Origin of the sequence: Pantoea trifolii (assembly GCF_024506435.1) — a bacterium.
Taxonomy (GTDB): domain Bacteria; phylum Pseudomonadota; class Gammaproteobacteria; order Enterobacterales; family Enterobacteriaceae; genus Pantoea; species Pantoea trifolii.
This window is the reverse complement of record NZ_JANIET010000001.1, coordinates 56,285-81,043: the sequence shown is the minus strand read 5'-3', so window position 1 is coordinate 81,043 and position 24,759 is coordinate 56,285. Positions and strand designations below refer to the sequence as shown.

Genomic DNA, 24,759 nt, shown 5'->3' with positions numbered 1-24,759 from the left:
ACTGCTGCTCAATTACGATATTTAACACTCAACGTAAGATAATTATTATTTGTGCGCCAGCTCGCAAAATAATGTCGTTATTTTCATTCCGTCTTCTCGACTTCGTTTTTTCTGAAAGCGTTGAAATATCGATCGCGCTCATAAAATCGTAAATAAACCAAAAAACGTAATAGCCGGATAAAAATCAGTAATTGATGTCATCTGAAACTCAGGGCAACAATTCATCGGCCTGGTTATAAGCCTTACAACGACAACAGCCTCAACCTACAGGATTAATACCATGAACATGAAACAATCACTGTTGGCCGCCTGCGCGGCTCTGGCCCTGTTTAGTCACGCGGGTAGCGCTAAAGAAGTAAAAATCGGTATGGCTATTGATGATTTACGTCTGGAACGCTGGCAAAAAGATCGCGATATCTTTGTTAAACAAGCCGAATCACTGGGCGCCAAAGTGTTTGTGCAATCGGCCAACGGCAACGAAGAAACGCAGATGTCGCAAATTGAAAATATGATCAATCGCGGCGTCGATGTATTGGTCATCATTCCTTATAACGGCCAGGTTTTAAGTAACGTTGTGGCGGAAGCGAAACGTGAAGGCATTAAAGTGCTGGCGTATGACCGCATGATAAATAACGCCGATATTGATTTTTATATCTCATTCGACAATGAAAAAGTGGGCGAATTACAGGCCGAAAGTATTGTAAAGCAAGTGCCTAAAGGTAATTACTTCCTGATGGGCGGATCGCCGGTGGATAATAATGCGCGCCTGTTCCGTGCCGGTCAGATGAAAGTGTTAAAACCTTATATTGATAATGGCAGCATTAAAGTGGTCGGCGATCAGTGGGTTGATGCCTGGCTGCCGGAAAATGCGCTGAAAATAATGGAAAACGCCTTAACCGCGAACAGCAACCACATTGATGCCGTTGTAGCGTCGAATGATGCCACCGCAGGCGGTGCCATTCAGGCATTAAGCGCGCAGGGACTTTCCGGCAAAGTCGCGATCTCCGGTCAGGATGCCGATCTCGCCGCCATCAAACGCATTATGAACGGCACGCAAACCATGACGGTTTACAAACCTATCACTGAACTGGCGACTGAAGCGGCCAAAATCGCGGTGGAACTCGGTGACGACAAACAACCCGCCAGCAACAGCAAGCTCAACAATGGCCTGAAAGATGTGCCATCGCGCCTGCTGAATCCTATTCCGGTCAACAAAGACAACATTGAAAGCACGGTAGTTAAAGACGGCTTCCACAAGCAGAGCGAACTCTGAGGCGCGAGCCCGCGAAGGAGATATGTCGATGTTGCTGGAAATGAACCATATCACCAAACGTTTCGGCGCGGTGAAAGCACTGGATGACGTGAGCCTGCAGCTGGAAGCGGGTGAAGTGATGTCGCTGTGCGGCGAAAACGGCTCGGGAAAATCGACGCTGATGAAGATCCTGTGCGGCCTTTATCCGCACGGTGACTTCGAAGGCACTATCCATTTTGCGGGCGACGAGATTCAGGCGCAGACCATTCGCGATACCGAACGCAAAGGGATCGTGATCATCCATCAAGAGCTGGCGCTGGTGCGGCAGCTAACGGTGATGGAGAACATTTTCCTCGGCGCTGAGCTGGGGCGTTTCGGCATGGTGGATGACGAAACCATGACGCTGCGCTGCCAGCAGCTGCTGGAGCGGGTCAAGCTGCATGTCTCGCCGGATACGCGCGTCGGCGAGCTGGGTTTAGGCCAGCAACAGCTGGTGGAGATTGCACGCGCCCTGAATAAACAGGTGCGCCTGCTAATCCTCGACGAGCCGACCTCTTCGCTCACCGAACAGGAAACCGAGGTGCTGCTGAGCATCATCAAAAACCTGCGCGAACACGGCATCGCCTGCATCTACATCTCGCACAAACTCAATGAGGTAAAGGCGATTTCGGACACCATATGCGTGATCCGCGACGGCCAGCATATCGCGACCCGCGCGGCCGCCGGGCTGAGTGAGGATGACATCATCACTATGATGGTCGGGCGCGAACTGACGGCGCTCTATCCGCATAGCCCACACGAGATTGGCGAAACCCTGCTGCAGGTGGAGAACCTCACGGCGTGGCATCCCATCAATCGCCATATTCGCCGGGTGGATAACGTCTCTTTCAGCCTGAAGCGCGGCGAAATCCTTGGCATTGCCGGGCTGGTCGGTGCCGGGCGAACCGAAACCGTGCAGTGTCTGTTTGGCGTTTGGCCGGGACGCTGGCAGGGCGCTATTCACATCAACGGTAAGAAAGTCCGTATCAATGACTGCCGCGCCGCCATCGCTCACGGCATCGCAATGGTGCCGGAAGATCGTAAAAAGGATGGCATCGTGCCGCTGATGGGCGTGGGCAAAAACATCACGCTGGCCGCGCTGGACCAATTTAGTCCCCGACTTTCGCTGCTGGATGAAGCTCAGGAACAGCAGGCAATCAACCAGGCCATTGCACGCCTGCGGGTAAAAACCTCGTCGGCAGACCTGCCGATTGGTCGCCTGAGCGGCGGGAATCAACAGAAAGCCATCCTCGCTAAATGCCTGCTGCTCAATCCAAAAATCCTAATTCTTGATGAGCCGACGCGCGGCATTGATGTGGGCGCGCGCCAGGAAATTTATCTGCTGATTAACTCGTTAGTGCAGCAAGGGATTGCCGTGATTGTCATTTCGTCTGAGCTGCCCGAAGTACTGGGCCTGAGCGATCGGGTTTTGGTGATGCATGAAGGCAAAATCAAAGCCGATCTGATTAACGATAACCTGACTCAGGAGCAGGTGATGGAAGCCGCCCTGCGGAGTGAACACTATGTTTAAGACCGAAAGTACGCAACGCGGCCTCACCACGCCGGGTAAAGGTGCGCCAGGTAAAGTCTCGCTGCCGAATCTGCAGGTGCTGGTGATGCTGGGTGCGATTGTGCTGATCGCCCTGTTCTTCACCTGGACCACCGACGGTGCGTGGCTCAGCGCGCGTAATGTTTCCAACCTGCTGCGCCAGACCGCGATCACCGGCATTCTGGCGGTCGGCATGGTGTTCGTCATTATCTCAGCGGAGATCGATCTCTCAGTCGGTTCGATGATGGGATTGCTCGGCGGTGCTGCGGCCATCTTTGACGTCTGGCTCGGTTGGCCGCTGCCGCTCACCATCGTCGTAACTTTGGTGATGGGCCTGCTGCTCGGCACCTGGAACGGCTGGTGGGTGGCCTATCGCAAAGTTCCGTCGTTTATTGTCACGCTGGCGGGAATGCTGGCGTTTCGCGGCATTCTGGTCGGCATCACCGACGGCACAACCGTAGCGCCTACTAGCCCAGCAATGTCGCAGATTGGGCAAAGCTATCTGCCTGGCGGGATCGGTTTTGGCTTCGGCTTTGCCGGTCTGGCGCTGTTTATCCTCTGGCAATGGCGTTTGCGCTTGCGCCGCCAACAGCTTGGTCTGACGCAAACCTCCGTCAGCGGTGCGCTGGTGCGACAGGTCATCACCGCTGTTCTGGTGTTAGGCGCGATCTGGCTGCTCAACGATTATCGCGGCGTGCCAACGCCGGTGTTGCTGCTGGCGCTGCTGCTACTCGGCGGCATGTTTATGGCGACGCGCACGGCTTTTGGTCGCCGGATCTATGCCATCGGTGGCAACCTGGATGCCGCACGCCTTTCCGGCATTAATGTGGCCCGCACCAAACTGGCGGTCTTCGCCATCAATGGCGTGATGGTGGCGATAGCCGGCTTGATTCTCAGCTCACGCCTTGGCGCGGGTTCGCCTTCGGCAGGCAACATCGCCGAACTGGATGCCATCGCCGCCTGTGTGATTGGCGGTACCAGCCTGGCGGGCGGCGTTGGCTCGGTGGCGGGCGCGGTGATCGGCGCATTTATCATGGCTTCGCTGGATAACGGCATGAGCATGATGGATGTCCCGACTTTCTGGCAGTACATCGTCAAGGGCGCCATCCTGCTGCTGGCAGTGTGGATGGATACCGCGACGCGCCGTCGGGTGTAATCGCGTGGGGGATCACAATGTGGCGCAAATTCTTTCTGCTGTTCGTCGTGCCATGCTATGCAAGGTGCTGTCGATTTAGGAGAGTGCGCCACGATGCATGAGAAACGCTTTCGCATTACGTTGCTGTTCAACGCCAATAAGGTTTATGACCGCCAGGTGGTTGAGGGCGTAGGTGAGTATTTACAGGCATCTCAAACGGATTGGGACATTTTCATTGAAGAGGATTTTCGCTGTCGCATCGACAACATCCGGGAATGGCTGGGCGATGGAGTTATCGCCGATTACGACGATCCCTCAATTGAAAAACTGCTGGCCAACGTGTCGGTGCCAATTGTCGGTGTCGGTGGATCCTACCATCAGCCGCAGGACTATCCGCCCGTGCATTACATCGCCACCGACAACGCCGCGCTGGTCGAGAGCGCCTTTTTGCATTTGAAAGAGAAAGGCGTGAACCGCTTTGCTTTCTATGGTTTGCCCGCAGCCAGCGGCAAACGCTGGGCGCAAGAGCGTGAGCATGCGTTTCGCCAACTGGTGGCACGCGAGCGTTATCAAGGCGTGGTCTATCAGGGCATGGAAACAGCGCCGGAAAACTGGCAGCACGCTCAAAACCGCCTGGCTGACTGGCTGCAAACGCTGCCGCAGCAAACTGGCATCATCGCCGTTACCGATGCCCGTGCTCGCCATCTGCTGCAGGCCTGCGAATACCTCAAAATCCCGGTGCCGGAAAAGCTCACGGTGATCGGTATCGATAACGAGGAACTGACGCGTTATCTGTCGCGCGTGGCGCTCTCGTCCGTGGCACAGGGTTCGCGCCAGATGGGTTATCAGGCGGCAAAACTGCTGCATCGCCTGCTGGATAATCAGCCTCTGCAACTGCAACGCATTCTGGTGCCACCGGTAAAAGTGATTGCGCGGCGCTCCACCGACTTCCGCTCCTTGCACGACCCGGCGGTGATTCAGGCGATGCACTACATCCGCTTTAACGCCTGCAAAGGCATTAAGGTGGAACAGGTATTGGATGCCATCGGCATCTCACGATCGAATCTGGAAAAACGCTTTCGCGATGAAACCGGCGACACCATTCACGCCATGATTCACCGCGAAAAACTGGAGAAAGCGCGTGAGCTGCTGGCGTGTTCTTCATTGAGCATCAATGAGATCTCACAAATGTGTGGCTACCCGTCACTGCAATATTTCTATTCGGTGTTTAAGAAGAGTTATGCCAACACGCCGAAGGAGTATCGGCAGCTTCACGGTGAAAACGTGCTGTGACGCACGGCTAAGATCAAGAATTCCGCCGCGATTGTCGCTATACTCCTGCGGCATCTTCAAAGGAAGATCGTCGTCTCCGGTGAGGCGGCCGGATTTCAAATCCGGTTGGGGCCGCCAGCGGTCCTGGGCAGGTTCGACTCCTGTGATCTTCCGCCACTTCCCGTTCATACCCGTTAACTCAATAACCCCGCCCCCACATTCACCGACAATCCCAAAATCGCCAGATTGAATACAAACGAAATCACCGACTGTAACAGAGCGATTTGCCGCATATCCGTGGTGCCCGTTGCCACATCAGCTGTTTGCGAAGCTACCGCGATGGTGAAAGAGAAGTAGAGAAAATCCCAGTATCCCGGCTGCTCGGGCTTTTCAGGAAAGATCATCGGCGTGACATTTTTGCTGCGGCGCAGATAGTGATGATGCGCGTAATGCATGGCGAATGAAGTAGGAAGCAGCGCCCATGAGACTACCAAGGTTGCCGCCGTCAGCAGCAGATGCAGCACGCGCGGCGTTCCTGTCAGACTTTTCAGCGTGGTGAGCTCCATCAGGATCGCCAGAATACTAACCAGGCAGGTAAGCGTCACCATACTCAGTACCAACGTCGCGCTTTCATCTTCGATTTTCGCAATATGCGGAATGTCTTTGGCCTCGGTACCCAACATGCGCAGCCATAGAAAAGCGAGATAGAGCCATGCCAGCACGTTCCAGCCAATCAGCAGACGCTGCAACATGCTCAGATGTGCTGGCAGGAAAAAATAACAGGCCACGCCAGCCACAATCGAAACCAGCAAACGCAGGCGTGCGCGAAAGTAATGCATCAAGGAAAGGCTCATGGTGTCAGAGGCTTAGTGAAGGAAGGTGGATAGGATAACTGTAGACCTTTTGATCAGTAACCTCTCAGGATTTCACCTCAATCCATCAACTGACACTCTCACAATGCAAAATAAAGGTGAGTGTGAACAGAACGCAACCTGTAAGTCTTAGTTACAAGTTCAATGGAAACGAAGTTATTAAGCAGGCCCTCCCCCAACTTATACGCGACCACGCTTTACTTCCCCACCAATCTCCGCCACTTTGCTCCTTCATCGCATTGTGGAGCCTGGCATGTTAATCCATCCAACTGATACTCTGACTTTCTCGGGCAATCCGCGTCAGGCTGAGCTGCGTCAGCGCCTGCTGGAGCCGGATGCGCCGAAAGTGATTGCCGCTGCGTTAGCGAAACAGCTGGACCGTGAAACCTTCACCCATCGCCACGCCGCCGGGCAGCTCTTCTGTTTGAAACAGGGATTGATGACGGTGAAAACGCCGTCCGGTATTTTCGCCAATCCGCCGCGACTGGTGGGCTGGATTCCGCCCTACTTTGAACATGCGATCATCGGGCCGGGCCCGGTGCTTGGCTGGACGGTATTGGTTGACGACGCGCTGGCCGCGCCGTTGCCAGATCATCCGGTCCTGCTCTCCTGCCCGTCGGTGCTGGAGCCGCTGGCAGAAAGGCTGGCAACCTTGTCGCCCGATCACTGGGGCAGCGCGCGCTACAATCGCCTGAGCGAGGTGTTTCTGGATGAGTTATATGAATCGACCGAACATCCGCTGACGTTACCGCTGCCGACGGAACCGCGCTTGCTGCAGATTGCACGCCTGTTGATGGACGATCCCTCCGATACCCGCACCGGGCCAGAACTGGCGCGCTGGGCGGGACTCAGCCCGCGCAGTTTGAGCCGACATTGGGCCAGCGCGGTGGGCATGAGTTTAACGCGCTATCGCCAGGTTTCACGTTTACTTAAATCACTGGAAGGTTTGGCGGCGGGCAAAAGTGTGCAGCAAGTAGCGTGGCAGGTCGGATTCGACAGCGTTAGCAGCTATATCAGCGCTTTTCGCAGCGCGTTTGGTTCAACGCCAGGCAAATACTTTACGCCGCCAGCCGACTCTGCGGATGCAAAAACAGCAAGCTAGCAGGTCCATCAATGTCCGGCAAAGTGTGCTGATATTTACGCCGGAACGCACCGGGCGGCAGGTCGAACATGCGGCGGAAAGTGCGGCAGTAAGTTTGCTGCGAGTCGAAGCCATATTTGATGGCGATATCCATCAGCGGCGTATTGCTGTTCAACAGCGCGATCACCGAAGCCGTTAACTTGCGCTCGCGAATGTAAGTACCGAGCGCCACGCCGGTATAACTGCGAAACAGTCGCTGCAGATGCCACTGCGAATACCCGGCGCGGCGCGCCACGGTTTCCAGAATGAGTTTCTGCTCAATATTGTCCTCAATCCAGAGCATCAGTTGCTGCATGAAGGCGGCGTGCATATCCATCTTTCCTCCTGATGTCGAAATGAAAACCGGATGGAAATCCGGCAAGTGGCAAGCATTATAGAAAGCCGCTCGCTGGCTATGTGATGGTCAAAAGCCAATAAATAACGATAACTCGCCAATTTATGGCTGCGCCACATCCAGTTCGAGGGTTGTCAAAACGAGAGGGATTTGTCGTCACCGGCCGCTCGCCGCTAAATGGACAGGAAAATCCTTTTCCGCTGCTTCATCTGCGATACGGGCAGTGAATTAAATCGTCGCACCCATTGAGAGGCGATAATGCAGGTCGACCTGCTCGATGGTGGGCTGCTGGTTGATCTTTTTCAGGATGATCTCCGTCGCCACTTTTCCCATCTCAAAGCGCGGCGTGATGACGCTGGCTAAGCGTGGCGTGGTTGCCTGGCCGATTTCCAGTCCGTGAAAACCGGCAATCGCCATCGCTTGCGGCACGGCAATGCGCGCCGCCTGACACTCCTGCAGTACGCCGACCGCCAGATCATCATTGGTGCAGAGAATCGCATCCATCTCCGGATAAAGCTGGCGCGCCAGCGTCATCATGCCGGTGCCAATCGATACCGATGAGACCTTATTTGGCACAATCCGCCCTGCGGGCAAACCGGCCGCTTCAACCGCATCGCGATAACCGGCGTAACGTTGTTCATCACGACGATCGGACATCGAACCAAAGTAGATAACACGCTGTTTGCCGCTGGCCAGCAGCATCGCCGTCATATCGTAGCCGGCGTGATAGTTGTCGAAGCCAACATTGATGCGTCCACGCGCTTCGGTCAATCCCATCACTTCCGCCACCGGAATGTTGGCGGCGTTAAGGTATTTTTCCGCGCGTACGGTGTGTACCGATTCGGTCAGGATCAGCCCTTTGATGTTAAAGGCTAAAACCGTGGCGATTTGCTCCTCTTCACGTTGCGCGTTGTAGTCGTAATTGACCACCAGCGTTTGATAGCCGTGCGCGCTGGTCACCGATTCAATGCCCGCCAGCAGGTCGGCAAAGATTTGATTATTAAAGGAAGGAATCAACACGCCGATGCGCGGTGGGTTCTGTTTGGTCGCCGCGACATTATCGGTATCCGCCACGTAGCCAATTTCGGCAATCACGCTGGCGATCTTCTCCGCCGTTTCCGTTTTGACCTTTTCCGGCGTGCGCAGATAGCGACTTACCGTCATTTTGGTGACGCCCGCCAGGGTAGCAATATCGTCCAGAGTGATGCGCTGCGTTTTCATTACGGCGTCCGCAAAGAGGGGCTGAGAATCAACGTATTATGCCCGTTGCCTGTTAAAAAATGAAACGCGCCCGTGCGCTCAGTCGGGTGAAATAAAGTCGGCAAATCAGCTTGCATAACAGAATGAAAATTCCAATAAAAAGCAAACTTTGCAATGTCCTTACAAAGTGAACTGATGAAAAACCTATCATTTCATTAGGCTATAAACATGCCCCTGACGACTTATTCAGCAATTTTCGCAACCCTCTTCACACTTTTCGGAAAAAATGATCCAAAAACCATCATTTAGAACATATATTCCAACACGAAGACCTCGCGTGAATAAAAGTTGAACATCTAAACCTACACCACCCTCTTTCTGAACAAGCAACGTTCAGGCCGTAGAGACAAGGGGCTATAACAATGGATACCAGGCAAAAACGCTACAACATGAAGTATGTCATTCTCTGCTGTACTGTCGCGGCATTCGGCGGTCTGCTGATGGGATATGACTCTTCAATTATCTCCGGTGCAATCGAACCCTTAAGTGAATATTTCCAGTTATCGCCCGCTGAAACCGGCTGGGCCGTTTCCAATATCCTGCTCGGCAGTTTGATCGGCTGCTTTATGGCACCGCGCCTCAGCGACAAACTGGGACGCAAAAAATCCCTCGCCATCACCGCCCTGCTGTTTACCGTTTCGGTGATCGGGACGGCGCTGGCGCATAACTTCACCGTGTTCGTCATCTTCCGCATGATTGGCGGATTGGCAATTGGCCTGGCGTCGGTGATTTCGCCTATCTATCTGGCGGAGTTGTCGCCTTCCAGGTTTCGTGGCCGTACTACCGCGCTGTATGCGGTGTGCTGCGTCGGCGGACAATCGGTGGTGTTGCTGACTAACTACTTCATCACCAAATCCACCTTGCCTGACGTGATGATCAATATGGGCTGGCGCTACATCCTCGCCACGGCGCTGGTGCCGTGCGCGCTGTTTATCCTGTTCATCGCCTTTATCCCGGAATCGCCGCGCTGGAACGTGCTGAAAGGCAAGTACGATGAAGCGCTGGATACGCTGACCAAAATCTCAAACCGCGAGCATGCCGAGAGCGTGTTCAATGAAATCAAACATTCGTTTTCTGATAAAACCGCGCATCAGCACAAATCGCGTCTGCGTCTGGATAAAACCACCATTCCACTGCTGATCGTCGGTATCGGTTTGGCGGTGGGTAACCAGATCAGCGGCATTAACGTGATTCAGTACTTTGGGCCAACCTTGCTGAAAAACGTCGCGGGCAGCACGGACTCAGCGCTGCTGCAAACCTTCTGGCTGTCGATTTGTCAGTTCATTGGCGTGCTGGCGGGGATGATGCTAATCGATAAAGTTGGTCGTCGTAAGCTGCTGCTGCTGGGGGCCATCACCTCCTGCGTGTGCCTGACCTACTCCTTCATCGCCTTCTATTACCACCTGCCGGGCATGCTGGCGGTGATTGGCCTGTTCGCATACATGATTTTCTTCGGTATGACGTGGGGCCAGATCGTCTGGACGGTGCTGGGCGAAGTGTTCCCAACTGAGATTCGTTCGATTTGCGTGGGGATTTCCATCTGCGCGATGTCGATGGCCAACTTTGTTATCAGCAGCACCTTCCCGATCATGAACAGCAGCCCGATGCTGCTGGATATATTCCACGGTGGCTTCCCACTGTTGCTGTTCGCGATTTTCTCGCTGGGGATGTACTTCTTCACCTTCCGCTATCTGCCAGAAACCGCCGGCGTGTCGCTTGAGAAGATTCATGCGCTGGTACTGCGTAAATTTAACGTTGAAGCAGATCTGCCGAAGACGACGTCCACTACGAAAGCGAGTGAGTCGTTTGATATTCCGAGGCATTAAAGCATTTGGTCGCCATCAATGGCGACCCTACGGGATCATTGATGGCGCCTGTTTAATTCAGGCGCTCATACTGCTCAATCACCGCCAGCGCTAAGCCGTTGGCCGGATCGATACGCAGCGGCAGGAAATGCAGCGCGGTGTGGGCAAAGGTAAAGGCCAGCGTACCGGCCTGCGCCGCCTGTTGCACCGCCTGCACGAACGCCGGCTGCGCATTCCACGGCCCATCAATAATGATGCTGGCCGGATTCACCAGCTGCATCACCTGACTCAACGCGTTGCCCAAATGGGTGCCCGCCTGCGTCATCACCTCTTTAAGGATTTCCGGCTCGCTATCACCATTCTGCCAACGCAGGCCCGGTTTGCGTTTTGCCAACTGCTGCTGAATGGCCGGTTTGCTCACCAGCGTTTCCAGACAACCTAAGCGTCCGCAGCTACAACGTTCGCCGTTGGGTTGCACCGTAAGATGGCCGATCTCGCCCGCCGTCCAGCTGCTGCCGGTAAACACTTCACCCAGTTCAACCAGCGCGCCGCCCAAGCCTTCTGAGATACGCAGATAGAAATGGCTTTGCGACTTATTCAGTTCGAGTTGCTGCACCGAGAGCAGCGCGGCGGCTTTGACGTTATTCATGATGCGCAGCGGCAGCGGCATCTCGTGGCTGAGGATGGTCATCACATCCACATTCTGCCAGCCAAGATGGGCGGAAAAATGCACCCAGCCACGATGGGGATCGATGATGCCGGGGAAGCCAATCGCCACGCCGAGCAGCTCGGGATGCGCCGCGTGCAAGGTCTGACACACTTCCACCAGCTCATGCAGTAATTGCTCGGGATCGCTGGTTTCCGTGCGCCAGGTTTGCTCGGCAATCACCTGCGAGTAGTAGTCGCACACGCGCCAGTGAATCGCCTGGCGCTCCACCATGATGCCGGCGCTTTTCAGCTTTTCCGCGCGCAGCGAGATTTCGATTTTAGGGCGGCCGGCTGAAGCCACGCTAACCGGACCGAGCTCATTGATCAGCCCGGCTTCCAGCAAATCATCGACAATCAGTGAAACGGTGTTTTTGCTCAGCTCGAGCGCTAATGCCAGATCCTGGCGGGAGGTGATGCGGGTGGTGCGCAGTTGCGTCATCACCCGCTTCAGGTTGTTCAGACGAAGTAGTGCTGGACCTTTACCGGCTGCTTTCATAGCACTCCTCAATACTCATCACCGCGCACACGGCTGCGATAACTTTCCCAGTCAAAGCGCACCCACAAGCTGTTGCCGAGGCGCATACGATCCATCACGCGTTCACCCAACAGCGAATTCATGCCCGCCGGATCGAGGTTCGATAACATGCCGGTTGGGCGTTTCGACGATGAGCGGCGATCGACAATCTGATTGATGATCACTTTTTCATAGCGCGATTCGCTCTGCATGCCGATCTCATCGATCACCAGCAGATCCACGTGGCTGAGATCGTGCAGCAGGCGCTCTTCGGTTAAATCGCTGCCGCCGCTGAAAGTGCCCTTCATGCTCGACATCAAATCGGCCACGGTGACAATCAGCACGCTTTTACCGCGAATAATCAGATCGTTACCAATCGCTGCAGCAAGGTGGTTTTTACCGGTGCCGGGACGGCCAGAGAAAACAAAACTGGAGATGCTATTTTCAAATCCGGCGGCGTATTCGCGCGCCATCGCCAGCGCTTTACGCTGCCCATCATTTTCCACGCGATAGTTGTCGAACGAGCAGTTCATGTGCAGCTCGCGGATGCCCGAGCGCCCCATGATGCGCTGCATTTTCATCGCGCGGTTTTCCCGCACAATCGCTTCCGAGCGCAAACGGCCCTGCTCCTGATTCCAGGCCAGCAGCTCCGCGCCGTTTTTGAATTTCGGCTGCACTTCGGACGGCATCATCTTTTTCAGGCGGCTAAAAAGATCGTTCGGCGTTTTCATTACTCACCTCGGAATCCATCGGGAATATCGTAATCAGTATTGCTGATTTGCGTGAGATCGCGCTTTGGCTGCCCGCCATTGGCGGCGCGATTCATCTGCACGCTGCGCGCTAACTTCTGCTGCCACTGCACATGGTGAAACAAACGGCCTTCCGCCTGCCAGTACGCCACAAACGTGGCCAGCTCGGCGGCAGTAACGGCTTCACTCAACGCCACGCCCCAGATGGCGGCCTGACGTTGAAAATCGCTGTCCGGCTGCCAGCCTTCATACATCGCGAACTTGCCAACCGGTGTAGCGATAGGCGCGCTATCGGTCTGAAACAGACTCTCATCCAGCGTGACATCATTGGGCTGCTGCGCGGCAGCTTCCAGCGCCAGCAGCTGCGCCAGACGCTGCGGCGTAAGCGCATAAAATGCCGGCGTATTGTTATGCAGCACCGCCAGCGTGCCGTTATCGGCCTGCTGCAGCACGGCGAGCGGGTCATGGCAGAAGCCATCCAGCCCCACCAACGTTGAAGATAAGATTTTGACTGACATGAAGAAACCTGACGTTAACCAGCATGGTGCGCCGGACGGTTAATTCAGCCCGACGTAATACGCTCAGTGTAACTGTTTTAGCGCGGCGGATCGCGCGCGATTTAGAAGCTGGCGCTGACGCCAAGGCTGTAGATGAACTGCTCACCGCTGCTCACCGCACCGGTTTGCGCGAAGGAAGCAAAGGCAGCCATATTTTGCCCCAACGGCATATTGGCACCGACGCTGACATCCACCCAATTGTTTTCCCGGCCATTCATGTCGTCAGCGTGTTCACGGGTGGGTGAAGGCAGCTCTTCATTCACCAGATGGCTGTAGCTCACCTGTGCCCACGGCGATATCCAGCCAAAGCTGGAATCCACGCGCCAGCCGAGCGAGGCAATATGCTCGGCATTATTGCTGTCCACGCGTTCACACTTCGGGCAGCTCAACGTCGAATCATCTACCGCAAACTGCGCCACCGGCCCGGTGCTCACCGCTTCACTCATCGGCATCGACCAACCGGCCGAATAGCGATTCACAAAGGGCGCGGCGCCAACGCTGGCGGTTTCATTGTGCATCACCATCGCGAAGTCGTTCGGCGAATTGAGCGCAGCGTCAAACAGGTTGGCATCGGGATTTTCTGTCAACATCAGATGATTACTGGAAATTTTTTCAGCAAGTATTGCGTTGTAATCGGGCGCGCTATTCTGGCTCGACTGATCAAAGGCATAGGCATTCCCGGCCAGAAATAATAGCCACCAACCGCTAAAAACCAGCGCAATTTTGTGCTGGCCTGTCCGCTGACTTTTCTGCAACATGAAGGACTCCTGACGAGCCGGGAAGAGAGGGGCGTTTAGGTTTTATAAGATCTATATCGGCGCCCGTTGTATAACTATTAATCGAATTTGCTATACGTCAAGGGATCTATCGCTATTTCATATGCTAAGGGAGTGATGCAATGCAGCGTTGTGGCTGGGTAACTGAGGATCCACTGTATCTGGCGTACCACGATCAAGAGTGGGGCGTGCCGCAAACCGATAAGCGAGTCTTATTTGAAATGGTCTGTCTTGAAGGTCAGCAGGCGGGGCTTTCATGGATTACCGTGCTGAAAAAACGCGAAAATTACCGCCGCGCCTTCCATGAATTCGATCCGGATGCCGTGGCGTTGATGGATGAAAGCGACATGGAACGTCTGATGCAAAATGCGGGACTGATTCGCCATCGCGGCAAGCTGGAGGCAATAATCAACAATGCGCGCGCATTGCTGGCGCTGGAAGCCACCGGAGAGGACTTTTCACGCTTTATCTGGTCTTTTGTCGACCATACGCCGATTTTGCACCGTTACGCGAATTATAAAGACGCGCCAACCACCTCCGAGCCCGCCATTGCGCTCTCTAAAGCACTTAAGAAGCGTGGTTTTAAATTCGTCGGTCCCACAACCTGCCACTCATTTCTACAGGCTTGCGGCTTAATTAACGATCATCAAACCAGCTGTTTCTGCCATCCTGATAATCTTTAAAGCAAAAGTTTACAAATTAAGACTGACCCTCACGCATTTCCCCATAATTGAACGGCATAATAGTGCCGTTTTGGGGCTTTTCCCCGTTTAAATCTGTGAGGGATTTTTCATGAATAAGCGTATTTTGGCGCTGACCTTGTTATTGAGCGGCAGCCTGGCGCTGTCGGGTTGTACCACCAATCCGTATACCGGCGAATCGCAGGCGGGCAAATCGGGCATCGGTGCCGGCTTAGGCGCGGTGTTAGGCGCGGGCGTGGGCGTGCTGTCGTCGTCGAAGAAAGATCGCGGTAAAGGCGCGCTGATTGGCGCGGCATCCGGTGCTGCTCTGGGCGGCGGCGCGGGTTATTACATGGATGTGCAGGAAGCGAAACTGCGCGACAAAATGCGCGGCACCGGCGTCAGCGTGACGCGTCAGGGCGACAACATCGTCCTCAACATGCCAAATAACGTCACCTTTGATTCCAACAGCAGCAACCTGAAACCGGCGGGCGCTAACACCCTGACCGGCGTCGCGATGGTACTAAAAGAGTATCCAAAAACCGCCGTGAATGTGGTGGGCTACACCGACAGCACCGGCACGCGCGCGCTGAATATGCGCCTGTCACAGCAGCGTGCTGACAGCGTCGCCAGCGGTCTGATTCTGCAGGGCGTGGCGCAGAACCGCCTGCGTACTCAGGGTTTAGGCCCGGATAATCCGGTCGCCAGCAACAGCACCGAAGACGGTAAAGCACAGAACCGTCGCGTTGAGATCACCCTCAGCCCGCTGAGCTAAAAGTAAAGCCGATCTGCGCCAGCAGGTCGGCTTTTATCACTCTTTTTCGCCACTTTTGACGCCACCTTTGTCAGAAAAAGCTAAAAAATTCGTAACTGATAGAGCCGCCTTTTCCTTTATGCTAGCGTGATCAAAAATTGATCAATGGGACGCTATCATGTCACTGAAAGCCATTGCCGCTACCCTTGGCCTCTCTGTTACTACCGTGAGCCGGGCGCTAAATGGCTATGACGATGTAGCGGCCGTCACGCGCAAACGCATTGAAGATGAAGCGCAAGCGCGCGGTTATCGTCCCAACGATGCGGCCCGTCGCCTGAAAACCGGGCGCGCCAATGCGGTTGGACTGCTCTTTCCCATCAGCCACGCCTCGCTCAATGACAGCTACTACAGCCAAATGCTGCTGACGCTGGATCAACGTCTCGCGCAGCACGATATTGATCTGCTGTTGCTACCCGATAAGCCGCAGGAGCTGCAACGCAAGCTGATTCGCATGCTGCGCAGCGGCGCCATCGATGCCCTGATTTTAACCCACACCATGCCGCAGGATGCGCGTTTGCAACGCCTGCAACAGAAAGGTTTCCGCTTCCTGACGCTGGGTCGCAGCGAGCTGCCGCAGCCGTACGCGTGGATTGATTACGATAATCACGCCGGTACTTTTCTCGCGGCACAACACTGCCTGCAACAAGGATGGCCGCGTCTGGCTTATCTCGGCAGTAACGAATCGGCGACGTATATCCTCGATCGCCGCCAGGGATTTATTGATGCGTTGATTCAGCATCAGGCGCCGGTCGATCAATCTCTGATGGCTGCATTGCCCGCCACGCGCCGCTCCGGCTATCAACAAACCAATGCCTGGCTGGCCCAAGGCGATGCGCCGCAAGCGATCATTACCGATTGCAGCACGCTGGGTGAAGGAGCCGCGATTGCACTGCAGCAAGCGGCCCGCCTCAAGGGCGCGCAGGCGATTCCGCTGTATGTGTATGATGGATTGCCGCCCGATTCGATTGTCGATCAGCCGGTGAACACCATTCTGCAATCATCGCAGCAGCACATTGGCGAGCGCATCGCCGAAATGGTGCTGCAACTGCTCGATGATGTGCCGCCAGGCGATCTGCAAACGCTCTGGCAGCCGGTGCTGCGACTCACTTCAGACACGCAATGATTGCGACTGGCGCGAGCTGTGTTAGTCTTCGCCTGTTTCTTTTCAGCAGGTGTAAGCAATGAAAACCAGGCCGCCACGAGCCACAATCAGTGACGTTGCCCGTACGGCAAAAACCGGTAAAACCAGCGTTTCCCGCTATCTGAATGGCGAAGTGAATCTGCTCTCGCCCGATCTCAAAGCCCGTATCGAACAGGCCATCGCCGAACTCAACTATCGTCCCAGCCAGATGGCGCGTGGACTGAAACGCGGCCGCACGCGTTTGATTGGTTTGATCATTGCTGACATCACCAATCCCTACTCGGTTGACGTGTTGAGCGGCATCGAAGCGGCGTGTCGTGCGCAGGGCTTTACTCTGCTGATGTGTAACACCAACAACGAAGTCGATCTCGAACAGCATTACCTGCAACTGCTCAGCAGCTATCAGGTGGAAGGCATTGTGGTTAATGCCGTGGGCATGCATGAAGAAGTCCTTAATCGGCTGCAACAGTCGATGCTGCCGATGGTGTTGATCGACCGAAAAATTCCCGATTTCGCCTGCGATATGGTGGGGCTCAACAACGTTGAAGCCTCCACCATTGCCACCCAACATTTGCTGGATAACGGTTATCAAGCCCTGCTCTTTCTTAGCGAGCCGCTCGGCAGCGTCAACACCCGCCGCGAACGTCTGCGCGCCTTCTACGACACGGTGAACAGCGCGTCACAGATTGCGGCAGAGAATGCCGAAGTGGCGCTGCATCAGCCCGACGCGCTGGAAAAACAGCTGCGCGCGTTCCACCAGCGCCATCCTGACAAACGCTGTGCGGTGATCGCCGCCAACGGCGCGCTGACCTTGCAAGTGGCGCGCGCGCTGCAGCGCCTTGAGCTGCGCTGGGGCGAAGCGATTGGCCTGCTGGGCTTTGACGAACTGGAATGGGCGGCGCTGGCGGGCGTCGGCATCACCACTTTAAAACAGCCCACCTGGCAGATTGGCTACGCCGCGCTGGAACAAGTCATTGCACGCATCGAAGGCAGCGAGCAATCGATCAGCGAACAGCTCTTCTCCGGCGAACTGATCGTGCGCGGCTCCAGCCAGCCGCTGCGCTAATCTCCCCCCTTTTATGGCTCACTTCGTGAGCATGATCATAATTTCACGGTCTGCCTCTTCTCTTTGGAACCGGTTCCATTTAGGTTTTTTATAACGAATGGGATGTGGTCATGCCCGGAGAAACGTGATGAAACCAGAAATTATTGTTGTAACTGCCGCATACGGCGCGCAGAAAGTAGCGGAATTGGGTGGCCAGACCGCGCTGTTGCCGCTGATCAAACAGGCGGGCGCGGATGGCGTCGAAATCCGTCGCGAGCTGTTCAACGAAAACGAACTCTGCCTGCTGCACGCACTCGGCAATGCGATTTCCCAGCATCAGCTGAGCGCCAGCTATTCCGTGCCGGAAGCGCTGTGGCTGGATGATGGCGCGCTGAATCCGCGTCTGGCGCAATTCCTGCAGGAGGCCGAACAAATCGGCGCTAAGCGCCTGAAAGTGGCGCTCGGTCATTTTATGGAGCTCGATGCCAGTGCGCTGCGCGCTGTGTTGAACGCCTCAACGGTGACGCTGGTGGTGGAGAACGATCAAACCCCGGACAGCAAACTGACGCCGATGCTGCGCTTCTTTCATCAGGCTTGTGATGCCGCATTGCCGCTGGATATGACCTTCGATATGGGCAACTGGCAGTGGACCGGCGAAGACGGTTTGCAAGCCGCCGCGCAACTCAGCCGCTACGTTAGCTACATCCACGTTAAAACGGCGGTGCCGCACGGTGAGACTTTCCGCGCTATCGCGCTGGATCAGGCCGACGATAGCTGGCGCTCGCTGCTGAACGCGCTGCCAACCGACGCACCGCGCGGCATCGAATTCCCGCTGGAAGGCGCGGATTTGCTGGCGGTCACGCGCCATTACGTTGACCTGCTGCGTGCAGCGTAAGGAGCCGATGATGACGCATAAAACGCTGGATGTGGTGACGATTGGCGAAGCGATGGCGATGTTTATCGCCCAGCAAACCGGCGATCTCGCCGCAGCGGAAGGCTTCGTCAAACGCATCGCCGGTGCCGAACTCAACGTGGCGATTGGCCTGGCGCGTCTCGGTTTGCAGGTCGGTTGGGTGAGCCGCGTCGGCGACGACAGCTTTGGTCGCTTCACGCTGCAGCAGCTGGAAAAAGAGGGCGTCGATCACCGCTGCGTCACCACCGACGCACGCTATCGCACCGGTTTCCAGCTCAAATCCCGCGTCGATGACGGCTCCGATCCGGAAGTGGAATATTTCCGCAAAGGCTCCGCCGCCAGCCATCTGTCGCCCGACGATTTCAACGATGACTACTTTGGCAGCGCGCGCCATCTGCATCTAAGCGGCGTGGCGGCGGCGATCTCCGACAGCTCACTTGCCCTGGCGCAACATGCGGCAAAAGAGATGCGCGCGCGGGGCAAAACCATCTCCTTCGATCCCAATCTGCGTCCGGTGTTATGGCGCAGCGAAGAGGAGATGCGTAAGCAGCTCAATCATTTAGCGGAATACGCCGATTGGGTGCTGCCAGGCGAAAAAGAGGGTTTGATTCTTACCGGCTATCGCCAGCCGGAAGCCATCGCCGATTTCTACCTCGATAAAGGGGTAAAAGCGGTGGTGATCAAAACCGGTGGCGACGGCGCCTGGTACAAAACCGCTGACGGCCAGCAAGGCCAGGTCGCACCGATTCGTGTCGAGAACGTGGTCGATACTGTCGGTGCCGGCGACGGTTTTGCAGTTGGGCTGATCAGCGCGTTGCTGGAGGGAAAATCCCTGCCGCAAGCGATTCTGCGCGGTAATAAAATCGGTTCGCTGGCGATTCAGGTCGCTGGCGACAGCGAAGGCCTGCCGACGCGCGCGGCGTTGGGTGATTATTGATACTCACGACAGTCGATGCGTTTTTGTAGGGTCGCCATTTATGGCGACCTCCCGACAAAGATTTAAAAAATATCTGTACCTACTACAACTATATTGCGAGGCGCATCCCCTAAATGCGTCCACCTCAACCAGAGGAGTCACCCATGAAATCGCAGACAATCGCGCCAAAACGCTGGTGGTTTATCATGCCCATCGTGTTTATCACTTACAGTCTGGCGTATCTGGACCGGGCGAACTTCAGCTTCGCCTCTGCCGCAGGGATAAATGACGATCTTGGCATCACCAAAGGCATGTCATCGCTGCTGGGCGCTCTGTTCTTCCTCGGCTACTTCTTCTTCCAGATTCCCGGTGCGCTGTATGCCGAACGTCGCAGCGTGAAGAAGCTGATTTTCTGGTGCCTGATTTTATGGGGCGGCTGCGCCTCGCTGACCGGCGTGGTCAGCAACATCCCGATGCTGGCGGCGATCCGCTTTGTGCTCGGCGTGGTGGAAGCGGCGGTGATGCCAGCGATGCTGATCTATATCAGCAACTGGTTTACCAAATCCGAGCGTTCGCGCGCCAATACCTTCCTGATCCTCGGTAATCCGGTCACGGTGCTGTGGATGTCGGTGGTCTCCGGCTATCTGATTGAATCCTTTGGCTGGCGTGAGATGTTTATCATTGAAGGCATTCCGGCGGTGATCTGGGCGGTTGCCTGGTGGTTCCTGGTGCAGGACAAACCAGCCCAGGCCAAATGGATGAGTGAAAGCGAGAAAGCCGCGCTGCAGGCGCAACTGCAAAAAGAGCAGGAAGGCATTAAAGCGGTACGTAACTATGGTGAAGCGTTCCGTAATCGCAACGTGATCCTGCTGTGCCTGCAATATTTTGCCTGGAGCATCGGCGTGTACGGTTTCGTGCTGTGGCTGCCGTCCATTCTGCGTAACGGTTCGCAGATGGGCATGGTGGAAGCCGGCTGGCTGTCAGCGGTGCCGTATCTGGTGGCGACCATTGCGATGATCGTGGTGTCGTGGGCCTCCGATAAAACCCAGAACCGTAAACTGTTTGTCTGGCCGCTGCTGCTGATTGGCGCACTGGCATTCCTTGGTTCGTACCTGGTCGGTTCCAGTAACTTCTGGCTGTCGTATACGCTGCTGGTGATTGCCGGTGGTGCGATGTATGCGCCGTACGGTCCGTTCTTCGCCATCATTCCGGAGATGTTGCCGCGCAACGTCGCCGGTGGTGCGATGGCACTGATCAACAGCATGGGCGCACTCGGTTCCTTCGTTGGATCGTGGATTGTAGGCTATCTTAATGGCGCGACCGGTTCGCCTGCCGCCTCCTACATTTTCATGGGTGCTGCGCTGTTGGCCTCGGTCTGGCTGACGTTGATCGTCAAACCGGCGCAGAATAAAACATCGCCGCCGATGCATGGCGCAAAGCACGCGTAATCAATTCGGGAGGCCTCAAGGCCTCCTCACCATTTCATAGGGAGCAAAAGATGAAACCTGCTGTGATTCTTTATAAGAGCCTGCCAGATGACCTGCGCACCAAACTGGATGCCCATTTCACCGTTACTGAAGTGCATGATATTTCGCCGGAAACCATCCAGAAACACGCGGCGCAGTTCGAACAGGCGCAAGGTTTGCTCGGCTCTGGCGGCAAAGTGGATGGCGAGCTGCTGGCAAAAATGCCCGCGCTGCGCGCCTGCTCCACCGTGTCGGTGGGTTACGACAACTTCAACGTCGACGCGCTGAATCAACGCAAGGTGTTGCTGATGCATACGCCAACCGTGCTGACCGAAACCGTCGCCGACACCATGATGGCGCTGGTGCTAAGCACCGCGCGTCGCGTGACCGAGCTGGATAAGTGGGTGAAAGCCGGCGAGTGGAAAAAGAGCATCGGCCCGGATCATTTCGGCATCGATGTGCATCACAAAACCCTTGGCATTCTCGGCATGGGCCGCATCGGCCTGGCGCTGGCGCAGCGTGCGCACTTTGGCTTCGGCATGAACATTCTGTATAACGCGCGCCGTCAGCATGAAGAGGCAGAAACCCGCTTTGGCGCGCGTGCCTGCGATCTGGAAACCTTGCTGAAAGAGAGTGATTTTGTCTGCATCAGCCTGCCGCTGACCGAACAAACGCACCATATGATTGGCGCGGCGCAGCTCAAGTTGATGAAGCCAAGCGCAATTCTGATCAACGCCGGTCGCGGTCCGGTAGTGGATGAGCAGGCGCTAACAACGGCCCTGAAAGACGGCACCCTCCACGCCGCCGGTCTGGATGTGTTCGAAGTTGAGCCGGTACCTGCCGATGCCGAGATTTTGACGCTGCCGAACGTGGTGGCGCTGCCGCACATCGGTTCCGCCACCCATGAAACCCGTTACGGCATGGCGCGCGACGCGGTAGATAACCTGATCGCCGCCCTGAGTGGCAAAGTCGAGAAAAACTGCGTTAACCCGCAGATCCAAGGCTAAGCTTGCTGCTTTACCCATTGCGCCTGCCAGCGGCGGGCGCTATGGTGGTTCCCCATTCGATTTCACAACGTTTTAACTTCCTATGTCCTTTTCTCAGTTCGGCGACAAATTTACTCAACACTCCGGCATCTCACGTCTGATGGAAGACATGGGTGAAGGCCTGCGCACGCCCGGCACCATCATGCTTGGCGGCGGTAATCCGGCGCAGATCCCGGCGATGAATGACTATTTCAACCAGTTGCTGATGCAGATGCATCAGGACGGCAAGCTGAGCGAAGCGCTGTGCAACTACGATGGTCCGCGCGGCAAAGCGCTGCTGCTGGATGCGCTGGCGAAGATGCTGCGTGACGAACTTGGCTGGCCATTAACCGCGCAAAATATTGCGCTGACCAACGGCAGCCAGAGCGCGTTCTTCTATCTCTTCAATCTGTTCGCCGGACGTCGCGCCGACGGCAGCAAAAAGCGCGTGCTGTTCCCGCTGGCACCGGAATACCTCGGCTACGCCGATGCCGGTCTGGAAGAGGATCTGTTTGTCTCCGCCAAGCCCAACATTGAGCTGCTGCCGGAAGGCCAGTTCAAATATCACGTCGATTTCGATCATCTGCCGCTGAATGATGATGTCGGCCTGATTTGCGTATCGCGCCCGACTAACCCAACCGGCAACGTCATCACTGATGACGAACTGCTGCAGCTGGATGCGCTGGCGCAGCAGCACGGCGTACCGCTGCTGATTGATAACGCCTACGGCGTGCCGTTTCCCGGCATCATCTTTAGCGAAGCACGTCCGCTGTGGAATCCCAATACCATTCTGTGTATGAGCCTGTCGAAACTCGGCCTGCCGGGCGCACGTTGCGGCATCATCGTCGCCGATGAGAGCACAATCGCCGCAATTGGTAACATGAACGGGATTATCAGCCTGGCGCCGGGCAGCATCGGTCCTGCAATTGCCAATGAGATGATTGTGCGCGGGGATTTGCTGCGTCTGTCGGAAGAGGTGATTAAGCCGTTCTATCAGGCGAAAGTGAGCGAGACGATTGCGATTCTGCGCCGCTATCTGCCGGAAGATCGCTGCCTGATTCATAAACCCGAAGGCGCAATTTTCCTCTGGCTGTGGTTCCGCGATCTGCCGATCAGCACCGAAACGCTGTATCAGCGCCTGAAGGCGCGCGGTGTGCTGATGGTGCCCGGCCACTTCTTCTTCCCCGGCCTGGAACACGCATGGCCGCACACCCATCAATGCATGCGCATGAACTATGTGCCAGATGCGGAGAAGATTGAGCGCGCGGTGCAAATATTGGCGGAAGAGCTGGAAGCCGCGTTTAGCGATTAATCGGCCAGGTCGCCATAAATGGCGACCCTACGATCCCGCCGGTAACGACAACTGGCACCACTGCGCCAGTTGCTGAATCGCCTGCTCCACTTCGGCATTCCAGCCAAAACCAGCGTTGAGTCGAAAACAGTGATCGTAGCGGTGATCCGTGGCAAAAATGTGCCCCGGCGCGATACCGATGCCCGCATTGCGCGCCTTGAGAAACAGCGCGCGCACATTCAATGCACCGATCGGCATTTCCACCCACAACACATAGCCGCCTTCGGGATCAGAAACCCGCGTGCCCGGCGGGAAGTAGCGCAGCACCGCCTGACGCATATGCTGGATTTGATTCTTCAACTCACGCCGTAGCTTACGCAGATGCGCATCGTAGCCGCCGCTGCGCAGCAGCTCTGCAATCGCCGCCTGCGACAATACCGACGTGCCCATGCTAGTGGTGTATTTCAGCGAGGCGATTTTGCGCATGTAGTTGCTGCTGTGCACCCAGCCAATGCGAATGCCAGGCGCGACAGTTTTCGAGAAGCCGCTGCACAAAATAGCGTTCGGGCTGAAGGCGCGCATCGGGAACGGGCGGCGCTCGCCGAATGCGGTATCGCCGAAGATATCATCCTCAATGATCACCACATCGTTCTCGTCGGCCTGACGCGCAATATAGGCTTTCTGCTCGTTGGGAATGCTTTTGCCCAGCGGATTGTTGATGTTGTTGATGGTGAGATACGCCTGCACCGCTTTGCGCTGAAACAGCGCGGTGAGTTTTTCCACATTGACGTAACCCTCCGGCCCGGCTTCCACCTCAATCACCCGCAGATTGAGGTTATGCAGCATCTGCAGCAGCACGAAATAGCAGGGCGACTCCACCGCAACGATATCGCCAGGCCGCGTGGTGGCGCGCAGCGCCAGCGAAATCGCTTCAATGCAGCCGTTAGTGATCAGGATGTCATCAGCGTTGATATTGCAGCCATAATCCACCGCGCGGCGTGCAATTTCATTTTTCAGCGGCGCATAGCCGGTGCCCTTCACGGTGTTGCCGAGCAGCGCCGGTTTGCTGTATCCCATCTGGCGCATCAGCAAACCAATCTTCTTCACCGGATAGAGTGAGATGTCGCCGTTGGCCAGATCCAGCCGCACGCGGCAGTCTGAACCGAGCATCGCCAGATGCAGCTCGGTTTGCTCGTCGAGCGGCGCCACTTCGCGCGCTTGCTCGTTGATCACCGTGGGAAGCGCTTTATTAGCAGGTCGCGGGGCGACAAAAAAACCAGACTTGGGACGCGCCACCGCGTAGTGCTCATCCTCAAGGGTACGTAATGTTTTCAGCGCGGTGGTCATGCTGACGCTGTACTGCGTCGCCAGCGTGCGCACCGACGGTAAACGGCTGTCGGGCGGCAGCGAGCCGCTGTGAATGGCTTGTTTTATCTGCTCTGCGATTTGACGGTAACGACTGCCCTGTTCCGTTTCACCCGCCATCTGTTCCACCCTATTTCGTC

The 24,759-nt window shown here is 55.9% G+C and carries 23 protein-coding genes and 1 tRNA gene; 16 read left to right on the top strand and 8 right to left on the bottom strand.

What is annotated here, in order from left to right; all coding sequences use genetic code 11:
- The first annotated feature begins 280 nt into the window (after positions 1–280).
- From xylF to NQH49_RS00365, 5 genes are all read left to right on the top strand, one after another.
- Positions 281–1,273, top strand: a complete 993-nt coding sequence (xylF, locus tag NQH49_RS00385; protein WP_008105256.1) for a D-xylose ABC transporter substrate-binding protein — start codon at positions 281–283, stop codon at positions 1,271–1,273.
- 22 nt (positions 1,274–1,295) lie between these two features.
- Positions 1,296–2,822 (top strand): xylose ABC transporter ATP-binding protein, encoded by a 1,527-nt coding sequence (locus NQH49_RS00380; protein ID WP_256697936.1) that lies wholly within the window; start codon positions 1,296–1,298, stop codon positions 2,820–2,822.
- Positions 2,815–3,996: a xylose ABC transporter permease XylH gene (gene xylH / locus NQH49_RS00375; protein ID WP_256697935.1), complete on the top strand. Its 1,182-nt coding sequence runs from the start codon at positions 2,815–2,817 to the stop codon at positions 3,994–3,996. Before NQH49_RS00380 ends, xylH begins: the two co-directional genes overlap by 8 nt.
- Positions 3,997–4,089: 93 nt before the next feature.
- Positions 4,090–5,268: a D-xylose utilization transcriptional activator XylR gene (xylR, locus tag NQH49_RS00370; protein ID WP_061719296.1), complete on the top strand. Its 1,179-nt coding sequence runs from the start codon at positions 4,090–4,092 to the stop codon at positions 5,266–5,268.
- Positions 5,269–5,329: 61 nt separating this feature from the next.
- Positions 5,330–5,424, top strand: a tRNA-Sec gene (locus tag NQH49_RS00365).
- 17 nt (positions 5,425–5,441) lie between these two features.
- On the opposite strand, the gene NQH49_RS00360 is transcribed toward NQH49_RS00365, so the two are convergent.
- On the bottom strand, positions 5,442–6,101 hold the full coding sequence (locus NQH49_RS00360) for a DUF1345 domain-containing protein (RefSeq protein ID WP_256697933.1): 660 nt from the start codon (positions 6,099–6,101) through the stop codon (positions 5,442–5,444).
- A 271-nt stretch (positions 6,102–6,372) separates the two neighbouring features.
- Here NQH49_RS00360 and NQH49_RS00355 point away from each other — a divergent pair, with 271 nt between their 5' ends.
- Complete coding sequence (locus tag NQH49_RS00355; RefSeq protein WP_256697931.1) at positions 6,373–7,221, top strand: AraC family transcriptional regulator; 849 nt, start codon at positions 6,373–6,375, stop codon at positions 7,219–7,221.
- Here the strand turns inward: NQH49_RS00355 and NQH49_RS00350 are convergent.
- Both NQH49_RS00350 and NQH49_RS00345 read right to left on the bottom strand, forming a co-directional pair.
- Positions 7,178–7,576 (bottom strand): helix-turn-helix domain-containing protein, encoded by a 399-nt coding sequence (locus NQH49_RS00350; RefSeq protein WP_008105263.1) that lies wholly within the window; start codon positions 7,574–7,576, stop codon positions 7,178–7,180. The genes NQH49_RS00355 and NQH49_RS00350 overlap by 44 nt on opposite strands.
- 246 nt (positions 7,577–7,822) lie before the next feature.
- A complete protein-coding gene (locus NQH49_RS00345; protein ID WP_256697930.1) occupies positions 7,823–8,815 on the bottom strand; it encodes a LacI family DNA-binding transcriptional regulator in 993 nt (330 codons plus the stop codon).
- A gap of 401 nt (positions 8,816–9,216) precedes the next feature.
- Between NQH49_RS00345 and NQH49_RS00340 the strand changes: the two genes are divergently transcribed.
- Positions 9,217–10,680 (top strand): sugar porter family MFS transporter, encoded by a 1,464-nt coding sequence (locus NQH49_RS00340; RefSeq protein WP_256697929.1) that lies wholly within the window; start codon positions 9,217–9,219, stop codon positions 10,678–10,680.
- A 52-nt stretch (positions 10,681–10,732) separates the two neighbouring features.
- On the opposite strand, the gene NQH49_RS00335 is transcribed toward NQH49_RS00340, so the two are convergent.
- The 4 genes from NQH49_RS00335 to NQH49_RS00320 all read right to left on the bottom strand — a co-directional run bounded on the left by NQH49_RS00335 (position 10,733) and on the right by NQH49_RS00320 (position 13,945).
- Positions 10,733–11,863 carry an ROK family protein gene (locus NQH49_RS00335; RefSeq protein ID WP_256697928.1) on the bottom strand — a complete coding sequence of 377 codons (1,131 nt, stop codon included), beginning with the start codon at positions 11,861–11,863 and terminating at the stop codon, positions 10,733–10,735.
- Between the two features lie 8 nt (positions 11,864–11,871).
- Entirely contained in the window at positions 11,872–12,612 is a 741-nt protein-coding gene (gene dnaC, locus NQH49_RS00330; RefSeq protein WP_007893471.1) for a replicative helicase loader DnaC, read from the bottom strand.
- Positions 12,612–13,148 (bottom strand): primosomal protein DnaT, encoded by a 537-nt coding sequence (dnaT, locus tag NQH49_RS00325; RefSeq protein WP_008105267.1) that lies wholly within the window; start codon positions 13,146–13,148, stop codon positions 12,612–12,614. Before dnaT ends, dnaC begins: the two co-directional genes overlap by 1 nt.
- A gap of 101 nt (positions 13,149–13,249) precedes the next feature.
- On the bottom strand, positions 13,250–13,945 hold the full coding sequence (locus tag NQH49_RS00320) for an autotransporter (protein ID WP_256697927.1): 696 nt from the start codon (positions 13,943–13,945) through the stop codon (positions 13,250–13,252).
- 140 nt (positions 13,946–14,085) lie between these two features.
- On the opposite strand from NQH49_RS00320, the gene NQH49_RS00315 reads away from it, so the two are divergent.
- From NQH49_RS00315 to NQH49_RS00275, 9 genes are all read left to right on the top strand, one after another.
- On the top strand, positions 14,086–14,646 hold the full coding sequence (locus tag NQH49_RS00315; protein WP_256697926.1) for a DNA-3-methyladenine glycosylase I: 561 nt from the start codon (positions 14,086–14,088) through the stop codon (positions 14,644–14,646).
- 109 nt (positions 14,647–14,755) lie between these two features.
- Positions 14,756–15,418: an OmpA family lipoprotein gene (locus tag NQH49_RS00310; RefSeq protein WP_008105270.1), complete on the top strand. Its 663-nt coding sequence runs from the start codon at positions 14,756–14,758 to the stop codon at positions 15,416–15,418.
- A 157-nt stretch (positions 15,419–15,575) separates the two neighbouring features.
- A complete protein-coding gene (locus tag NQH49_RS00305; RefSeq protein WP_256697925.1) occupies positions 15,576–16,580 on the top strand; it encodes a LacI family DNA-binding transcriptional regulator in 1,005 nt (334 codons plus the stop codon).
- Between the two features lie 58 nt (positions 16,581–16,638).
- Positions 16,639–17,664: a LacI family DNA-binding transcriptional regulator gene (locus tag NQH49_RS00300; RefSeq protein WP_256697923.1), complete on the top strand. Its 1,026-nt coding sequence runs from the start codon at positions 16,639–16,641 to the stop codon at positions 17,662–17,664.
- 127 nt (positions 17,665–17,791) lie between these two features.
- Complete coding sequence (locus tag NQH49_RS00295) at positions 17,792–18,538, top strand: sugar phosphate isomerase/epimerase family protein (RefSeq protein ID WP_256697922.1); 747 nt, start codon at positions 17,792–17,794, stop codon at positions 18,536–18,538.
- A gap of 7 nt (positions 18,539–18,545) precedes the next feature.
- Positions 18,546–19,493, top strand: a complete 948-nt coding sequence (locus tag NQH49_RS00290) for a sugar kinase (protein ID WP_372340029.1) — start codon at positions 18,546–18,548, stop codon at positions 19,491–19,493.
- A 143-nt stretch (positions 19,494–19,636) separates the two neighbouring features.
- Positions 19,637–20,920, top strand: a complete 1,284-nt coding sequence (locus NQH49_RS00285) for an MFS transporter (RefSeq protein WP_256697921.1) — start codon at positions 19,637–19,639, stop codon at positions 20,918–20,920.
- A 50-nt stretch (positions 20,921–20,970) separates the two neighbouring features.
- Positions 20,971–21,945, top strand: coding sequence for a glyoxylate/hydroxypyruvate reductase GhrB (gene ghrB / locus NQH49_RS00280; protein ID WP_256697920.1), 975 nt, complete (start codon positions 20,971–20,973; stop codon positions 21,943–21,945).
- An 82-nt stretch (positions 21,946–22,027) separates the two neighbouring features.
- Positions 22,028–23,275: a valine--pyruvate transaminase gene (locus NQH49_RS00275; RefSeq protein WP_256697919.1), complete on the top strand. Its 1,248-nt coding sequence runs from the start codon at positions 22,028–22,030 to the stop codon at positions 23,273–23,275.
- A 27-nt stretch (positions 23,276–23,302) separates the two neighbouring features.
- On the opposite strand, the gene NQH49_RS00270 is transcribed toward NQH49_RS00275, so the two are convergent.
- A complete protein-coding gene (locus NQH49_RS00270; protein WP_256697918.1) occupies positions 23,303–24,739 on the bottom strand; it encodes an aminotransferase-like domain-containing protein in 1,437 nt (478 codons plus the stop codon).
- Positions 24,740–24,759 lie beyond the last annotated feature (20 nt).

Excerpts from the sequence above, each read along its gene's own strand:
- NQH49_RS00310 (WP_008105270.1), top strand. The coding sequence starts at position 14,756 with ATGAATAAGCGTATTTTGGCGCTGACCTTGTTATTGAGCGGCAGCCTG.
- NQH49_RS00340 (WP_256697929.1), top strand. The coding sequence starts at position 9,217 with ATGGATACCAGGCAAAAACGCTACAACATGAAGTATGTCATTCTCTGC.
- xylR (WP_061719296.1), top strand. The coding sequence starts at position 4,090 with ATGCATGAGAAACGCTTTCGCATTACGTTGCTGTTCAACGCCAATAAG.
- NQH49_RS00285 (WP_256697921.1), top strand. The coding sequence starts at position 19,637 with ATGAAATCGCAGACAATCGCGCCAAAACGCTGGTGGTTTATCATGCCC.
- NQH49_RS00275 (WP_256697919.1), top strand. The coding sequence starts at position 22,028 with ATGTCCTTTTCTCAGTTCGGCGACAAATTTACTCAACACTCCGGCATC.
- NQH49_RS00270 (WP_256697918.1), bottom strand. The coding sequence starts at position 24,739 with ATGGCGGGTGAAACGGAACAGGGCAGTCGTTACCGTCAAATCGCAGAG.
- NQH49_RS00295 (WP_256697922.1), top strand. The coding sequence starts at position 17,792 with ATGAAACCAGAAATTATTGTTGTAACTGCCGCATACGGCGCGCAGAAA.
- NQH49_RS00355 (WP_256697931.1), top strand. The coding sequence starts at position 6,373 with ATGTTAATCCATCCAACTGATACTCTGACTTTCTCGGGCAATCCGCGT.
- ghrB (WP_256697920.1), top strand. The coding sequence starts at position 20,971 with ATGAAACCTGCTGTGATTCTTTATAAGAGCCTGCCAGATGACCTGCGC.
- NQH49_RS00345 (WP_256697930.1), bottom strand. The coding sequence starts at position 8,815 with ATGAAAACGCAGCGCATCACTCTGGACGATATTGCTACCCTGGCGGGC.
- NQH49_RS00335 (WP_256697928.1), bottom strand. The coding sequence starts at position 11,863 with ATGAAAGCAGCCGGTAAAGGTCCAGCACTACTTCGTCTGAACAACCTG.
- xylH (WP_256697935.1), top strand. The coding sequence starts at position 2,815 with ATGTTTAAGACCGAAAGTACGCAACGCGGCCTCACCACGCCGGGTAAA.
- NQH49_RS00360 (WP_256697933.1), bottom strand. The coding sequence starts at position 6,101 with ATGAGCCTTTCCTTGATGCATTACTTTCGCGCACGCCTGCGTTTGCTG.
- NQH49_RS00350 (WP_008105263.1), bottom strand. The coding sequence starts at position 7,576 with ATGGATATGCACGCCGCCTTCATGCAGCAACTGATGCTCTGGATTGAG.
- NQH49_RS00315 (WP_256697926.1), top strand. The coding sequence starts at position 14,086 with ATGCAGCGTTGTGGCTGGGTAACTGAGGATCCACTGTATCTGGCGTAC.
- dnaC (WP_007893471.1), bottom strand. The coding sequence starts at position 12,612 with ATGAAAACGCCGAACGATCTTTTTAGCCGCCTGAAAAAGATGATGCCG.
- NQH49_RS00320 (WP_256697927.1), bottom strand. The coding sequence starts at position 13,945 with ATGTTGCAGAAAAGTCAGCGGACAGGCCAGCACAAAATTGCGCTGGTT.
- dnaT (WP_008105267.1), bottom strand. The coding sequence starts at position 13,148 with ATGTCAGTCAAAATCTTATCTTCAACGTTGGTGGGGCTGGATGGCTTC.
- xylF (WP_008105256.1), top strand. The coding sequence starts at position 281 with ATGAACATGAAACAATCACTGTTGGCCGCCTGCGCGGCTCTGGCCCTG.
- NQH49_RS00380 (WP_256697936.1), top strand. The coding sequence starts at position 1,296 with ATGTCGATGTTGCTGGAAATGAACCATATCACCAAACGTTTCGGCGCG.
- NQH49_RS00305 (WP_256697925.1), top strand. The coding sequence starts at position 15,576 with ATGTCACTGAAAGCCATTGCCGCTACCCTTGGCCTCTCTGTTACTACC.
- NQH49_RS00300 (WP_256697923.1), top strand. The coding sequence starts at position 16,639 with ATGAAAACCAGGCCGCCACGAGCCACAATCAGTGACGTTGCCCGTACG.
- NQH49_RS00290 (WP_372340029.1), top strand. The coding sequence starts at position 18,546 with ATGATGACGCATAAAACGCTGGATGTGGTGACGATTGGCGAAGCGATG.